Source organism: Pseudonocardia sulfidoxydans NBRC 16205 (genome assembly GCF_007989085.1).
GTDB lineage: Bacteria > Actinomycetota > Actinomycetes > Mycobacteriales > Pseudonocardiaceae > Pseudonocardia > Pseudonocardia sulfidoxydans.
In genome coordinates, this window is record NZ_BJVJ01000026.1 from 21,927 (window position 1) to 36,639 (window position 14,713).

General features: G+C 71.6%; 16 protein-coding genes. 4 read left to right on the plus strand and 12 right to left on the minus strand.

All coding sequences use genetic code 11. The features are described from left to right. Positions 1-6 precede the first annotated feature (6 nt). The gene (locus tag PSU4_RS14430) at positions 7-330 is read right to left on the minus strand and encodes a hypothetical protein (protein ID WP_147107970.1); all 324 of its coding nucleotides are present in this window, start codon (positions 328-330) and stop codon (positions 7-9) included. A 4-nt stretch (positions 331-334) separates the two neighbouring features. Then, positions 335-1,060, minus strand: coding sequence for a hypothetical protein (locus PSU4_RS14435; RefSeq protein WP_147107972.1), 726 nt, complete (start codon positions 1,058-1,060; stop codon positions 335-337). Between the two features lie 95 nt (positions 1,061-1,155). Here PSU4_RS14435 and PSU4_RS14440 point away from each other — a divergent pair, with 95 nt between their 5' ends. After that, the gene (locus tag PSU4_RS14440; RefSeq protein WP_147107975.1) at positions 1,156-1,491 is read left to right on the plus strand and encodes a PspA domain-containing protein; all 336 of its coding nucleotides are present in this window, start codon (positions 1,156-1,158) and stop codon (positions 1,489-1,491) included. A gap of 99 nt (positions 1,492-1,590) precedes the next feature. Here the strand turns inward: PSU4_RS14440 and PSU4_RS14445 are convergent, their stop codons facing one another. The 6 genes from PSU4_RS14445 to PSU4_RS14470 all read right to left on the minus strand — a co-directional run bounded on the left by PSU4_RS14445 (position 1,591) and on the right by PSU4_RS14470 (position 8,819). Then, positions 1,591-2,361: a succinate dehydrogenase/fumarate reductase iron-sulfur subunit gene (locus PSU4_RS14445; RefSeq protein WP_147107978.1), complete on the minus strand. Its 771-nt coding sequence runs from the start codon at positions 2,359-2,361 to the stop codon at positions 1,591-1,593. Continuing rightward, positions 2,358-4,289: a fumarate reductase/succinate dehydrogenase flavoprotein subunit gene (locus PSU4_RS14450; RefSeq protein WP_147107980.1), complete on the minus strand. Its 1,932-nt coding sequence runs from the start codon at positions 4,287-4,289 to the stop codon at positions 2,358-2,360. Before PSU4_RS14450 ends, PSU4_RS14445 begins: the two co-directional genes overlap by 4 nt. 5 nt (positions 4,290-4,294) lie before the next feature. Further along, positions 4,295-5,107: a succinate dehydrogenase subunit SdhC gene (gene sdhC, locus PSU4_RS14455; protein ID WP_147107985.1), complete on the minus strand. Its 813-nt coding sequence runs from the start codon at positions 5,105-5,107 to the stop codon at positions 4,295-4,297. Positions 5,108-5,351: 244 nt separating this feature from the next. After that, positions 5,352-6,107 carry a succinate dehydrogenase/fumarate reductase iron-sulfur subunit gene (locus PSU4_RS14460; protein ID WP_147107987.1) on the minus strand — a complete coding sequence of 252 codons (756 nt, stop codon included), beginning with the start codon at positions 6,105-6,107 and terminating at the stop codon, positions 5,352-5,354. Positions 6,108-6,123: 16 nt separating this feature from the next. After that, positions 6,124-8,070, minus strand: a complete 1,947-nt coding sequence (locus tag PSU4_RS14465; protein ID WP_147107990.1) for a fumarate reductase/succinate dehydrogenase flavoprotein subunit — start codon at positions 8,068-8,070, stop codon at positions 6,124-6,126. Positions 8,071-8,081: 11 nt separating this feature from the next. Then, positions 8,082-8,819, minus strand: a complete 738-nt coding sequence (locus tag PSU4_RS14470) for a succinate dehydrogenase cytochrome b subunit (RefSeq protein ID WP_307724787.1) — start codon at positions 8,817-8,819, stop codon at positions 8,082-8,084. A gap of 77 nt (positions 8,820-8,896) precedes the next feature. Between PSU4_RS14470 and PSU4_RS14475 the strand changes: the two genes are divergently transcribed. Next, complete coding sequence (locus PSU4_RS14475; RefSeq protein WP_147107996.1) at positions 8,897-9,841, plus strand: LysR family transcriptional regulator; 945 nt, start codon at positions 8,897-8,899, stop codon at positions 9,839-9,841. Between the two features lie 201 nt (positions 9,842-10,042). Here the strand turns inward: PSU4_RS14475 and recX are convergent, their stop codons facing one another. From recX to PSU4_RS14490, 3 genes are all read right to left on the minus strand, one after another. Further along, positions 10,043-10,822: a recombination regulator RecX gene (recX, locus tag PSU4_RS32770; protein ID WP_147108106.1), complete on the minus strand. Its 780-nt coding sequence runs from the start codon at positions 10,820-10,822 to the stop codon at positions 10,043-10,045. A gap of 250 nt (positions 10,823-11,072) precedes the next feature. Then, a complete protein-coding gene (recA, locus tag PSU4_RS14485) occupies positions 11,073-12,116 on the minus strand; it encodes a recombinase RecA (protein ID WP_147108002.1) in 1,044 nt (347 codons plus the stop codon). A gap of 273 nt (positions 12,117-12,389) precedes the next feature. Further along, entirely contained in the window at positions 12,390-12,584 is a 195-nt protein-coding gene (locus tag PSU4_RS14490) for a DUF3046 domain-containing protein (RefSeq protein ID WP_147108005.1), read from the minus strand. Between the two features lie 36 nt (positions 12,585-12,620). On the opposite strand from PSU4_RS14490, the gene PSU4_RS14495 reads away from it, so the two are divergent. Together PSU4_RS14495 and PSU4_RS31275 are read left to right on the plus strand one after the other, a co-directional pair. Further along, positions 12,621-13,988, plus strand: coding sequence for a CoA transferase (locus tag PSU4_RS14495; protein WP_222596262.1), 1,368 nt, complete (start codon positions 12,621-12,623; stop codon positions 13,986-13,988). A 10-nt stretch (positions 13,989-13,998) separates the two neighbouring features. Next, positions 13,999-14,139, plus strand: coding sequence for a hypothetical protein (locus PSU4_RS31275; RefSeq protein ID WP_186816945.1), 141 nt, complete (start codon positions 13,999-14,001; stop codon positions 14,137-14,139). Here PSU4_RS31275 and PSU4_RS14500 read toward each other — a convergent pair whose 3' ends face one another. Next, positions 14,140-14,709 carry a TetR/AcrR family transcriptional regulator gene (locus PSU4_RS14500; RefSeq protein ID WP_147108008.1) on the minus strand — a complete coding sequence of 190 codons (570 nt, stop codon included), beginning with the start codon at positions 14,707-14,709 and terminating at the stop codon, positions 14,140-14,142. Positions 14,710-14,713: the final 4 nt, after the last annotated feature.

The following is a 14,713-nucleotide window of genomic DNA, read 5'->3' on the forward strand; positions in this document are numbered from 1 at the left end:
GGAGCGTCAGCGGCCGCGGGCGGCCTCGCGCAGCAGCGCGACCGCACGCGGCCCCGCTCCGGGTCGGAGGACGGGCAGGACCCCGATCGCCCCGGTCAGTCCTGTCCACCAGCGCACCGAACCGTCGACGCGCACCACCCCGATCGCGGGCCGCCCGCACGCAGCGACGGGTGCAGGCAGGTTGGGGTAGATCTCGGCGAGCCGCGCCTCGGCGCAGGAGCGCACCCGCACCTTCACCGTGACGCAGTCGGGCAGCTCGCGCGCGATCCGCGAACACCGTGGGCAGTCGACGTCGAACACGACGACGAGCTCACGCACCCGGGCGGCCACGAGGTCAGGATGCGCCGATCGAGATGGTCATCGACACCCCGACGGAAACGCCGCAGACGAGCGCGAGCAGCAGCCGCACCCCGGCGGCCGGGACGAGGGCACGGCCGGCGGGCCGGGCGGCGGCCCCGGTGATCGTCCCCACCGCATACCCGGCGGCGACGACGAACGCCATCCCGAACGGCACGGCGAACAGCATCGCGACAGCGAGCAGGTACGGCAGCCCCGACACGAGGCGCGCCGCGACCCCGCCCCGCATGAGGGTGGCGACGGCGAACCCGGTGCGGGCCTCGCCCCATTCGTCGTCGTCGGGGACGTCCTTGGGGATGCGCAACGGGTTGGCGGGCAGCGGGAACCGCAGGACGCCCGCCTCCCGGAGCACGGCGACGAGCGCCACGACGCCGACGACGATGTCCGCCGCGAGCTCGGGCACGACGAGGCCCAGCAGTGCTCCGACGCCACCCAGCACGGCGGCGGCGAGAGCGGCGCCGAAGGCGACGCCGACGGCGGTCCAGCGGGTCATCCGCGGGGAGCCGGCGTCGGCCACCGACACCGCCGACGCGCCTGCCGCGGCGCCGGCGACGAGGGCCAGCAGCAGCGCGGAGGCGGCGGAGGCGAGGTTGCGTTCGGCGACGAGGGCCGTCGTGGCGGCGAAGGCGCACACGACGGCGAGGGCCGCGGCGCCGGTGAGCAGGCGTCGCGACCAGGTGGCGCGCGGCCCCGTGGTCGTCATGGCCGAACTGTGCCAGGACACACCGGGCGGCCGACGCGCGGCACGCCGAACCCGTAGCGTGGCGCGCACGGACCGTCGGCACCCGGGAGCGACACATGAGCAACGACCCGAACCGTGACGAGCAGCCCGCGGACACCGTCGACGCGGAGATCGTCGAGTCCCCGGCGCCCCCGGCCGGCACCGCGGCGGCGATCACACCCGCGGTGCCGGACCCGGGGATCGAGAACGCGAGCGGCTACACCGACCGCGGCGTCCCGACCCTCGACCACGTCCGCGACAAGATCGAGGGCCGCTGGGCGACGTCGCTGGGCGCCGCCGAGCTGGCCGGCGAGACCGAGGCCGGACGCTCGGTGGCCGAGCAGGAGGCCGAGCGCGAGAAGAAGGCCAAGGAGAAGCTGGACGAGATCCGCCGGTCTCTCGGCGGCGCCTGACACGCGAGAGGGCGACGGCCGCGGCCGTCGCCCTCGTCGCGACCGGCTCGTGAGCGGTGATGGTCGCTATAGCGACCATCACCGCTCACGGGGTCGGGGTCAGCGGTTCTTGTTCGCCGCCTCGCCGCGGCGGAACAGCTTGTTGCCCAGCCAGACCACCGGGTCGTACTTGCGGTCGACGACGCGCTCCTTGAGCGGGATCAGCGCGTTGTCGGTGATCTTGATGTGCTCGGGGCAGACCTCGGTGCAGCACTTGGTGATGTTGCAGTACCCGAGGCCGTGCTCCTCCTGCGCCGCCTGCTGGCGGTCGGCCGAGTCGAGCGGGTGCATGTCCAGCTCGGCGATGCGCATGAGGTAGCGGGGGCCGGCGAAGGCCTCCTTGTTCTCCTCGTGGTCGCGCACCACGTGGCAGGTGTTCTGGCACAGGTAGCACTCGATGCACTTGCGGAACTCCTGGCTCCGCTCGACGTCGACCTGCTGCATCCGGTACTCGCCCGGCTCCACACCCTCCGGGGGCGCGAAGCTGGGGATCTCGCGGGCCTTCGTGTAGTTGAACGACACGTCGGTGACGAGGTCCCGGATCACCGGGAACGTGCGCAGCGGCGTGACCGTGACGACCTCGTCCTCGGCGAACGTGTTCATCCGGGTCATGCACGCCAGCCGCGGGCGGCCGTTGATCTCCATGCTGCAGGAGCCGCACTTGCCGGCCTTGCAGTTCCAGCGGACGGCGAGGTCCTGGGCCTCCGTCTGCTGGAGCCGGTGGATGATGTCGAGGACGACCTCGCCCTCGTTCACCTCGGCCGGGTAGTCGACGAGCTCACCCTTGTCGGAGTCGCCCCGCCACACCCGGAAATGGGCCCAGTAGCTCATGCCCGCTCTCCCTGGTCCGCCCGGTGGCCACCGAGCTCCTCGCCGGTGAAGTACTTCTTCAGCTCGTCCATCTCGAAGATGTCGAGCAGGTCGGGCCGCATCGGGATCTGCTCCTTGCGGACCATCTCGACGTTGTCCTCGCCCAGCGCCGACAGCACCAGCAGCACGTGGCGCCAGTCGGCGTCCATGACCGGGAAGTCGTCTCGGGTGTGCCCGCCGCGGCTCTCCTGGCGCTCCAGCGCCGCCTTCGCCACGCACATCGAGACGAGCAGCATGTTGCGCAGGTCGAGCGCGAGGTGCCAGTTCGGGTTGAACTTGCGGTCGCCCTGGACGGCGACGGTGCGCGTGCGGGTGGCGATGTCCTCGAGCTTCTTGAGGGCCATCTCCATCTCGTCGGCCTTGCGGATGATGCCGACGAGCTCGTGCATCGTCTTCTGCAGCTCCAGGTGCACGACGAACGGGTTCTCCCCGCCCTCCGCGGCCGTGGTGAACGGCAGCAAGGCCCGGTCGACGGCGGCCGCCGCGTCGGTCTCGACGACCGCGGGACGGCGCCCGGCCAGCCCGTCGACGTACTCCGACGCGCCGGCGCCGCAGCGCCGCCCGAACACCAGCAGGTCGGACAGCGAGTTGCCGCCGAGCCGGTTGGAGCCGTGCATGCCGCCGGAGCACTCGCCCGCGGCGAACAGGCCGGGCACGCGCGACATGCCGGTGTCGGGGTCGACCTCGACACCACCCATCACGTAATGGCAGGTCGGCCCGACCTCCATGGGCTCCTTGGTGATGTCGACGTCGGCCAGCTCCTTGAACTGGTGGTGCATCGACGGGAGCCGCTTGAGGATCTCCTCGGGCTTGAGCCGGGTGGAGACGTCGAGGTACACGCCGCCGTGCGGGGTGCCGCGACCGGCCTTGACCTCGGAGTTGATCGCGCGGGCGACCTCGTCACGGGGCAGCAGCTCCGGCGGGCGGCGGTTGTTGTCCGCGTCGGTGTACCAGCGGTCCGCCTCCTCCTCCGTCGTCGCGTACAGGTCCTTGAAGACGTCGGCGATGTAGTCGAACATGAACCGCTTGCCGTCGGAGTTGCGCAGGACGCCACCGTCGCCGCGGACCGACTCCGTGACCAGGATTCCCTTGACCGACGGTGGCCAGACCATGCCCGTCGGGTGGAACTGCAGGAACTCCATGTTGATCAGCGTCGCGCCGGCGCGCAGGGCCAGGGCGTGGCCGTCGCCGGTGTACTCCCAAGAGTTCGACGTCACCGAGTAGCTCTTGCCGACGCCGCCGGTGGCCAGCACGATCGCCGGCGCGTTGAAGCGGACGAAGGTGCCCGTCGAGCGGAAGTAGCCGAAGCAGCCGGCGATGGCGCCGTCGGCCTTGAAGAGGTCGGTGATCGTCGTCTCGTGGAAGACGCGGATGTTGGCCTCGTAGTCGCCCGTGGCCTTGAAGTCCTCCTGCTGCAGGGAGACGATCTTCTGCTGCAGGGTGCGGATCAGCTCCAGGCCGGTGCGGTCACCGACGTGCGCCAGCCGCGGGTAGGTGTGCCCGCCGAAGTTGCGCTGGCTGATCTTGCCGTCCTTGGTGCGGTCGAACAGCGCACCGTAGGTCTCCATCTCCCAGACCCGCTGCGGGGCCTCCTTGGCGTGGAGCTCGGCCATCCGCCAGTTGTTGAGGAACTTCCCGCCGCGCATCGTGTCGCCGAAGTGGACGCGCCAGTTGTCGTTCGGGTTGGCGTTGCCCATCGCGGCGGCACAGCCGCCCTCGGCCATGACCGTGTGGGCCTTGCCGAACAGCGACTTGGAGATGATCGCGGTCCGCTTGCCCTGCGCACGGGCCTCGATCGCCGCGCGCAGTCCGGCACCGCCGGCCCCGATGACGACGACGTCGTAGTCGTGGACCTCGACGGTCTTGTCGTGTTCAGTCACGTCAGTCATTTCGGTCACCCCACGATCCGGGGGTCGCCCCACCAACCGGCGGACACGGCCATGATGTAGAAGTCGGTGATCGCCAGGCTGGCCAGCGTCGTCCAGGCGAGCTGCATGTGCTTGCCGTTCAGGACGGACACCTGGCCCCACAGCTTGTAGCGCACCGGGTGCTTGCTGAAGTGGTTGAGCCGGCCGCCGATGATGCTGCGGCAGGAGTGGCAGGAGATCGTGTACAGCCACAGCAGCACGACGTTGGCCACCAGGATGATGTTGCCCAGCCCGAACCCGAAGCTGCCGTCCTTGTTGATGAACGCGACGACGGCGTCGTAGGTGTTGACGAGCGTGACCAGCCCCGCGAAGTAGAAGAAGTAGCGGTGCAGGTTCTGGGCCAGCAGCGGGAACCGGGTCTCACCGGTGTACTTCTTGTGCGGCTCGGCCACCGCGCACGCGGGCGGCGACAGGTAGAACGCCCGGTAGTACGCCTTCCGGTAGTAGTAGCAGGTGAGCCGGAAGAGCAGCAGGAACGGCAGCGAGATCGCCGCGTAGGGCAGCCACCACCAGTCGGGCAGGAACTGCCCGAAGTGCGAGGCCTCGGGAGTGCAGCCGACCGAGAAGCAGGGCGAGTAGAACGGTGTCAGGTAGCTGTACTGCTGACCCGGGAGGTCCGTGAAGTAGTACGACTGCATGAACACCCGCACGGTCGCGTAGATGACCCATGCGCCCAGTCCGGCGACGTTCAGCAGGGGCGACAGCCACCACCGGTCGGTGCGCAGCGTCCGTTCGCTGATCTGCGCCCTGCCGGTGGACGCGTCTGTGGTGGATGACACGTCGGGATCCTCATCTGTTCCAGGCGTCGTCGCTGACTCTGACCAGAGATCCGCCTCGACGCCGGGGCTGTTGGATTTGCCGGAGCCTACGACGTCGGGCGTCCGGCCGTGTCGTCGGGCCGACGGAAGTCCGCAGGTCGAGACACGGGTCACACCGCTGGAGGTGATCACCGGGAACGCCGAAGGGCCCGACCCCTCCGGAGGGGTCGGGCTCTCGTCGTGCGGCGCCCTGCGCCGCCCGCGGTCAGGCGCTGCGCCTCCGCGCACGCCGCGCCGCGAGGTAGTCACGGTTCAGCTGGGAGATGACGTCGAGCGGGATCTCCTTCGGGCAGGCGACGGCGCACTCGCCCGTGTTGGTGCAGCCGCCGAAGCCCGCGGCGTCGTGCTCGTCGACCATCGCGAGGACCCGGCTGTTGCGCTCCGGCTGCCCCTGCGGCATCTCGCCGAGGTGGGTGATCTTGGCACCGAGGAACAGCGACCCCGACCCGTTCGGGCAGGCCGCGACGCATGCACCGCAACCGATGCAGGCCGCCGCGGTGAACGCGCGGTCCGCCTGGTCCTTGGGCACGGGGACGGCGTGGGCATCGGGCGCCGACCCCGTCGGTGCGGAGACGTAGCCGCCGGCGGCGATGATCCGGTCGAACGCTCCCCGGTCGACGACCAGGTCCTTCACGACGGGGAACGCCCCCGCCCGGAACGGCTCCACCGTGATCGTGTCGCCGTCGGAGAAGTGCCGCATGTGCAGCTGGCACGTCGTCGTGGCCTTCTCCGGGCCGTGCGGCTGCCCGTCGATGACCATGCTGCACGCGCCGCAGATGCCCTCGCGGCAGTCGTGGTCGAACGCGACCGGCTCCTCGCCCTCGACGGTCAGCTTCTCGTTGAGGACGTCGAGCAGCTCGAGGAACGACATGTCCGGCGACGCGTCGTCGACGTCGTAGGTCGCCATGTGGCCGCGGTCGTCGGCGTCGCGCTGACGCCAGACCTTCAGGTGAAGTTTCATCCCTGGCTCCGCCGGCTCACTTGTAGCTCCGTTGCGTGGGGGCCACGTACTCGAACGCCAGGTCCTCCTTGTGCAGGACCGGCGCCTCGCCGCGGCCGGTGAACTCCCACGCCGCGGCGTAGGAGAAGTTCTCGTCGTCACGAGCGGCCTCGCCGTCGGGCGTCTGGCTCTCCGCGCGGAAGTGGCCGCCGCAGGACTCGTTGCGGTGCAACGCGTCCAGGCACATGAGCTCGGCCAGCTCGAAGAAGTCGCCGACCCGGCCCGCACGCTCCAGGCTCTGGTTGAGCTCGACGCCGGTGCCCGGCACCAGCACGTTCTCCCAGAACTCCTTACGCAGCTCCGGGATCCGGTCCAGCGCCTTGCGCAGCCCGGCCTCGGTGCGCTCCATGCCGCAGTGCTCCCACATGAGGTGGCCGAGCTCCCGGTGGAAGGAGTCGACGGTGCGCGTCCCCTTGATCGACAGCAGCGTGTCGATGCGGTGCGCCACGTCCTGCTCGGCCGCCAGCACCGCCGGGTGGTCGGGGTCGACGGGGTCGTGCCCGGACGTCGCCAGGTAGTCACCGATCGTCGACGGCAGCACGAAGTAGCCGTCGGCGAGGCCCTGCATCAGCGCCGAGGCACCGAGCCGGTTCGCACCGTGGTCGGAGAAGTTCGCCTCGCCCACGACGAACAGGCCGGGGATCGTCGACTGCAGGTCGTAGTCGACCCACAGGCCACCCATCGTGTAGTGCACGGCAGGGTAGATACGCATCGGGACCTGGTAAGGATCCTCACCGGTGATGCGCTGGTACATCTGGAAGAGGTTCCCGTACTTCGCCTCCACCGCCGGTCGCCCGAGACGGCCGATGACCTCGGCGAAGTCGAGGAACACCCCGAGTCCGCCGGGGCCGACGCCGCGGCCCTCGTCGCACACGTTCTTCGCCGCGCGCGACGCGATGTCACGCGGGACCAGGTTGCCGAACGCCGGGTACTGACGCTCCAGGAAGTAGTCGCGCTCCGCCTCCGGAATCAGGTTCGGATCGCGGTCGTCGCCCTTGCGCGCCGGCACCCAGACGCGGCCGTCGTTGCGCAGCGACTCCGACATCAGCGTCAGCTTCGACTGGTGGTCGCCGCTCACCGGGATGCACGTCGGGTGGATCTGGGTGAAGCACGGGTTGGCGAACAACGCGCCCTTGCGGTGCGCCCGCCACGAGGCGGTGACATTGCAGCCCTTCGCGTTCGTCGACAGGAAGAAGACGTTGCCGTACCCGCCCGACGCCAGCACGACCGCGTCGGCCAGGTGGCTGCGGGTCTCACCGGTGACGAGGTCGCGCGCCACGATGCCGCGGGCGTGCCCGTCGACGACGATCAGCTCCAGCATCTCGTGCCGCGGGTACATGGTGACCCCGCCGGCGTCGACCTGGCGCTCCAACGCCTGGTAGGCGCCCAGCAGCAGCTGCTGGCCCGTCTGACCGCGCGCGTAGAACGTCCGCGACACCTGCGCCCCACCGAACGAACGGTTGTCGAGCAGACCGCCGTACTCGCGCGCGAACGGCACACCCTGCGCGACGCACTGGTCGATGATCTGGCGGCTGATCTCGGCGAGGCGGTGCACGTTGGACTCCCGCGCGCGGAAGTCGCCGCCCTTCACCGTGTCGTAGAACAGCCGGTAGACGCTGTCGCCGTCGTTGCGGTAGTTCTTCGCGGCGTTGATGCCGCCCTGCGCCGCGATCGAGTGCGCGCGCCGCGGACTGTCCTGGTAGCAGAACGAGCTGACCCGGTAGCCCAGCTCGGCGAGCGTCGCCGACGCCGACCCGCCCGCCAGGCCCGTGCCGACGACGATCACGTGCATCTTGCGCTTGTTCGCCGGGTTGACCAGCTTCACACCGAAGCGGCGACGCTCCCACCGGGTCTCGATGGGGCCGTCGGGGGCGGCGCGGTCGGCGGCCGGGTCGCCGACGGTGAAGTCCGAGTACGTGGTCATGGTGTCCCTCCTCAGACCAGGCCGAACGTCGCGGCGAACGGCACCGACAGGAATCCGACGACCAGGACCGCCGCGAACACGAACGCGAACGTCTTCAGCGATCGCTGGACGAGGGCGTTGGAGCGGCCGAACGTCTGCAGACCGCTCCACAGCCCGTGCCGGACGTGGAAGCCGACCGTGAGCACCGCGAGCGTGTAGAACAGCGTCACGTACCAGCGCGACGGGTCGAAGTCGGCCACGACGTTCGAGTGGACCTCGCCGTGCACGCCGTTCGGGTTGAGCGTGCCCGTCGTCAGGTCCAGCACGTGGTAGATCACGAACAGCAGGATGATCACGCCGCCCCAGCGCATCGTGCGGGCCGCGTAGCTGCCCTGCACCGGCTGACGGTGGACGTAGCGGACCGGGCGGGCCGCGCGCGCCCGGCGGGCCAGCACGATCGCCGACGCGACGTGCGCGACCAGCGCCACCGTGAGGATCACACGGATCACCCACAGCACACCGGCGTAGGGCACGGCCGGCTCCAGCAGGGTGCGCAGCCAGGCCGAGTACGAGTCGAGGGCGTCGGCACCGAAGAAGATCTTCAGGTTGCCGATCATGTGGAGCACGAGGTACAGCAGCATCGCGGCACCGGAGGCCGCCATCACGTACTTGAGGACCACCGACGGCACTCGCCGACGGCGGCGAACGGGAACCGGCCGCTTCGCAGGGGTGGCCCCCGCGGTGGTGGGCCGGTCGGCAGTCGTCGTCACGGGTCAAGTGGACGTCCCACACCCGCCAAAGGTCCAATGCATGAGAACGACGACACTGATGCACGTAGGGTATAGGCGTGACGCTGCAGCAGCTCGCGTACTTCCTCGCCCTCGCCGACGTGCGCAGCTTCACTCGTGCGGCGGATCGGATGGGTGTCGCCCAACCCACACTGTCGCGCCAGCTCAGAGCCCTCGAGGAAAGCCTCGGCGCCCTGCTGGTCAACCGGTCCCAGGGCCCACTGACCCTCACCCCCGCCGGCGAGGCCGTCCTACCCCTCGCCCGGCGCATCGTCGCCGACGCCGACAACGCCCGCGCCGCCGTCGCCGAGGTCGTCGGGCTGCGCCGCGGCCGCGTCCGCGTCGGCGCCACCCCGTCGCTGTGCATCGGCGTCCTCGCCGACGCCATCCCCGTGTTCCACGACCGCTACCCCGACCTGTCGATCGAGCTGTCCGAGAACGGCTCCCAGCTGCTCGTCAGCGGCCTCGAACGCGGCGAGCTCGACGTCGCCGTCCTCGTCGTGCCGCGCCAGGGCCTCGACCCCTCCCTCGAGGTGACGCCGCTGCTGCGCGAACGGCTCTCCGTCGCCTCCCCGCGCTCCGAGCCGCCGCTGTCGGGCCGGGGGACGATGTCGGTCACCGAGCTCTCCCGGCGGGCGCTCGTGATGTTCCGGCGCGGCTACGACCTGCGTGAGGTCACCCTGCGCGCCTACGCCGACGCCGGCGTCGAGCCGCGGTTCGCCGTGGAGGGCGGCGAGATGGACGCCGTGCTGCGCCTCGTCGAGACCGGGACGGGTGTCGCCGTGGTGCCCGACCTCGTGTTCGCGGGCCGGCCGCGGCTGCGCCGCACCGCCCTCACCCCGCCGCTGTACCGCACCGTGGCCCTCGCCCGCCGTACCGACGTGTCCCCGACTCCCGCGGTGCAGGTGTTCCAGGACACGCTGCTGGGTTTCCTGGCCGAGGCCGAGACGATCGGCGACCTGGGTACCGACGTCCAGGTCCTGCACCGCGCGCCCACACCGTGAGACGGCCGCTGCCGCAGGGCCGCCGCAGGTGGGCCGCCGCAGCGCGGGCGGTGCAGCTGGTGGCGGTCGTGCTTGCGGGACTTGAACGTCACGAGCGGCGCTCAAGTTGGCTGCGAGCGTCCGGCACTGGCGAGGGCCCCGGCGTATCCGGCCAGGTCAGGACTCGTGAGCGGCAATAGTCGCGATAGCGACTATTGCCGCTCACAGGGTTGCGTCGTCGCCGTCGGGGATCTGGTCGGCCAGCTCCGCCGCGTGCTCGGCGACGGCCTCCTTGACGACGCGGTACGCGATTCCCGCCGGGTAACCCTTGCGCGCCAGCATGCCGAGCAGCCGCCGGGTCATGGCCTCGTCGGGGACGCCGCTGCGGGTGCGGAGCTTGCGGTCGACCAGGGCGCGGGCGCGGGCCTCCTCGGAGGCGTCGTCGATCTCGGCGAGGGCCTCCCCCGCCGCCTCGGAGTCGACACCCTTGCGGCGAAGCTCCATGGCGATCGCGCGGCGCCCCAGGCCGCTGTAGGTGTGGCGGGAGCGGACCCATTGGTCGGCGAAGGCCTTGTCGTCGATCAGACCGACCTCGCCGAAGCGTTCGAGGACCTGAGCGGCGGCGTCGTCGGGGATACCCTTGCGGCGCAACGTCTGGGCGAGTTCCTGCCGCGTCCGCGACCGGACCTCCAGCTGGCGCAGGCAGATCGTTTTCGCCTCGGCCACCGGATCGTCGGGAGGCGCGGGCGGTCCGGCGCGCCGGCTGTGCTCACCCGAGCGCCCGCCGCGTCGTCCGCGGCTGGTCCGCCCGGTGTCCGTCCGCCCGGTGTCCTGCTCGGGTGCAGGCTCGTCGGCTGTCGGCACTGTACGAACCCGTTCGCGCTGGGGCCGCCGGCCGCCGGTTCGGCCGCCCCGACCGTTCGGCCGCGCGAGGTCTGCGGCTCTGACCACGACCGGCGCCTCGTCGCCGTCCGCCGCAGCTGCCGGACGGTCCGCGCTCATGTCGGCGACCTGCGGAACGGATCGCTCCGCGCCGGCGACGCTCAGCGGCTCCGTCAGGTCGACGACGGGGACATCACGCCTTGCCCCGGGCGCGTCCTCCCGGAGCCTCGCGAGCCCGATCGCGCCGCCGGCGTCGTCGTCGACATCCGGGTCGGAGACATCCGGATCGGAGTCGAAGTCGAAGCCGGCGACCGCGATCACGCGGCGAGGGCTGTCGGGCTGGTCGGGGTCGTGCGAGTCGGGCACCCGATCAGAAGTCGACCGGCGCCGGGAGCGGCTCGACCGCCTCGGCGTCGAGCACCGCGCCGATGCCGAGCTTCTCCTTGATGCGCTTCTCGACCTCGGCCGCGATGTCGGGGTTCTCCTTGAGGAACTTGCGGGCGTTCTCCTTGCCCTGCCCCATCTGGTCGCCCTCGTAGGTGTACCAGGCACCCGACTTGCGGATGATCCCCTGCTCGACACCCACGTCGATCAGGGAGCCCTCGCGGCTGATGCCGACGCCGTAGAGCACGTCGAACTCGGCCTGCTTGAAGGGCGGGGCCACCTTGTTCTTGACGACCTTGACCCGGGTCCGGCTGCCGACCATGTCGGTGCCGTCCTTCAGGGTCTCGATGCGGCGGATGTCGAGGCGCACGGAGGCGTAGAACTTCAGCGCCTTGCCACCGGTCGTGGTCTCCGGCGAGCCGAACATGACACCGATCTTCTCGCGGAGCTGGTTGATGAAGATCGCGGTGGTGCCGGAGTTGCTCAGCGCACCGGTGATCTTGCGCAGCGCCTGGCTCATGAGGCGGGCCTGCAGACCGACGTGGCTGTCGCCCATCTCGCCCTCGATCTCGGCGCGGGGCACGAGTGCGGCCACCGAGTCGATGACGATGATGTCGAGCGCGCCGGAGCGGATCAGCATGTCGGCGATCTCGAGCGCCTGCTCACCGGTGTCGGGCTGCGAGACGAGCAGCGCGTCGGTGTCGACCCCCAGAGCCTTGGCGTACTCGGGGTCGAGCGCGTGCTCCGCGTCGATGAAGGCGGCGATGCCGCCGGCGGCCTGGGCGCTGGCCACGGCGTGGAGCGCGACCGTGGTCTTACCGCTGGACTCCGGGCCGTAGATCTCGACGACACGGCCGCGGGGCAGCCCGCCGACACCCAGCGCCACGTCGAGCGCGATGGAGCCGGTGGGGATCACACCGATGGGCGGACGTGTGTCGTCGCCCAGGCGCATCACGGAGCCCTTGCCGTGGTTCTTCTCGATCTGGGCGAGGGCGAGCTCGAGGGCCTTCTCGCGGTCGGGTGCGGTCATCTCGGTCTGCCACCTCGCTGATGCGCTGTCGGTGCTGGATCGGTCCGGCGTCTTGGCCGATGTCTTGCGGGGAGCCACGGAAGAACCGTATTGGGTCCGACCGACAGTTCCGGCGTGCGCGTCCCCCGCTGTGGACAACCGGGGGCGTTGTGGACGGAGACTATACGAACAGGTGTTCGATCGCGGGATCCGACACGCCGATCGGCTATTGTGTCGCGCCGAGCGGTGCGCCGCCCCGCGCAACGAGGGACGCGGCCCGCGAGGAACGACCGGTCAGCGACGGTCCACGGGCACGTCGTAGGCCTCGCACACCACGCGCCACACCCGCTTGGGGTCGATCCCGGCCTCGATGGCCTGCTCGACCGTGCGGCCGTCGAGCTCGGCGAACACGTGGTCCTTGGCCAGCGACCCCGCGCGGACGACGCCGAACTCCCCCTCCATCAGCTCCCGGAAGTGACTCAGTCGCACGCGGCGAGCGTACCGGCCGCGTGCCAGCCTGGAGGCGTGCGCGACGAGCTGACCCGACAGGTGTGGGACCTCCTCGGCGGAGCGGCCGGGGAGCTGGAGAGGCTGACGATCACCGGCCCACCGACCACGCTGACCTCGCGCTTCCCGGTCACCGACGTCTCTGCGGCGGTCGTCGGGGCGGCGCTGTTGGCGGCGACCGCGGGCGACGGCACCGGCGGCGCGGGCCCGGAGGTCGGCATCGACACGCGGCAGCTGGGCGTCGCCATGCGGTCCGAGCGGTACCTGCGCCGCGACGGGGCGAGCCCGGGAGATCCGTTCGACCCGCTGTCGGCCTACCACCGCACGGCCGACGGCTGGCTGCGGCTGCACGCCAACTACCCGTGGCACCGGGCGGCGGCGCGGCGCGTGCTCGACCTTCCGGACGACGCCGGTCCCGGCGACGTCGCCGCCGCGGCCCGGCACTGGAACGCGGAGGAGCTGGAGACGGCCGTCCACCGCAACGGCGGCGTCGCGGCGGCCGTCCGGACGGAGGAGCAGTGGCGGGCGACCCCGGCCGGGGTGGCGGCGGCCGCGCTGCCGCTGGTCGGTACGCGGGTACTCGGCGAGGCCGCGCCGCGGCCCGTGCGGCGGCCACGGGTGCTGGACCTGACCCGGGTGATCGCGGGTCCCGTCGCCACCCGGACGCTCGCCGCGCACGGCGCCGAGGTGGTCCGGCTCGACGCGCCCGACCGGCCCGAGCTGCCCGCGCAGGCGTGGGAGACGTTGGCGGGCAAGCACAGCGCGCTGCTCGACCTGGCGACCGGCGGGGAACAGCTCGACGCCCTGCTCGCGGGCGCGGACGTCGTCGTCACCGGGTACCGGCCGCACGCGCTCGACCGGTTCGGGCTGGCGCCGCAGACGTTGGCGGAGCGGTTCCCGGGGCTGGTCGTGGTGACGCTGTCGGCGTGGGGCGAGCCGGGACCGTGGGCGGGGCGGCGCGGGTTCGACAGCCTCGTCCAGGCCGCGTGCGGGATCGGGGAGAGCGAGCGTCGCGACCCGGACCCGGCGAGCGCGCCGGGAGCCCTGCCCGCGCAGGTCCTCGACCACGCGACGGGCTACCTGGGTGCGGCGGCCGCGCTGCTCGCGCTGGCCCGGCAGCGGCGTTCTGGCGGGACGCTGCACGTGCGGCTGGCGTTGGCGGGGACGGCGTCGTGGCTGCAGTCGTTGCCGCGCACCGCGGAGCCGACGACGGCCGAGGTCGTCGACGCGACGCCGTGGACCGAGGAGGTCGCGACGCCGGACGGGGTGCTGACGCTCGCGTCGCCGCCGGGCACCGTCGACGGGAGGACCCTGCGCTGGCCGGCTCCCCCACCTGCGTACGGCGCGGCGCCCGCGACGTGGCCGACGGGGAAGGCGGCGACGTAGCCTGTCCGTCGTGTCCGTTCCATTGGGTCTTGCTGCACAGGGCGACCCCACGGGCCTGTCCTCGACGGTCGGCCAGGTCGTCGTGCTGCTGGCGCTCCTCGCGTCGCTGGTGATGCTCCTGCGCTGGTGGATCCAGCAGCGCAAGCGCTGATCACGCCCCGGCGACGACCCGCGCGGCGGCGGCGCGGGCGGCCGCGAGCACGTCGGGGTCGCCGCCCGCGGTCGCGATGACGGTCGCCCCCTCGTAGAGCAGGTGGAGCTCGGTGGCCACGCGGTCCGGCTCGGCCAGTCCGGCCTCGCGAGCGAGCCCGGCGAACAGCTCGCGCGTCCACGCCTTCTCGGCGCGGATGACCTCGACGGCCGGGTGGTCGGTCCCGCCGACCTCGGCGTAGGCGTTGACGAACCCGCAGCCCCGTCCCTGCATGGACAGCCACTCGGCGAGAGCGTCGTAGACGGCGAGGACGCGGGCCGGTCCGGGCGGGACGTCGGCATTCCTGCTGTCGACGAACTCGTGCATCCGCTGGGCGCGGCGGCGCAGGTAGAGCGCCACGAGCCGGTCCTTGGAGCCGAACCGGTCGTAGAGCGTCTTCTTCGTGGTCCCGGCGCGTTCGGCGATGAGGTCGACGCCGACGGCACGGATGCCGTGCTCGTAGAAGAGCGTGGACGCGGCGTCGAGCAGTCGCGTCCCGGCCGGGGTGAGCACGGGCAGGGGTTCGAGCACGGCG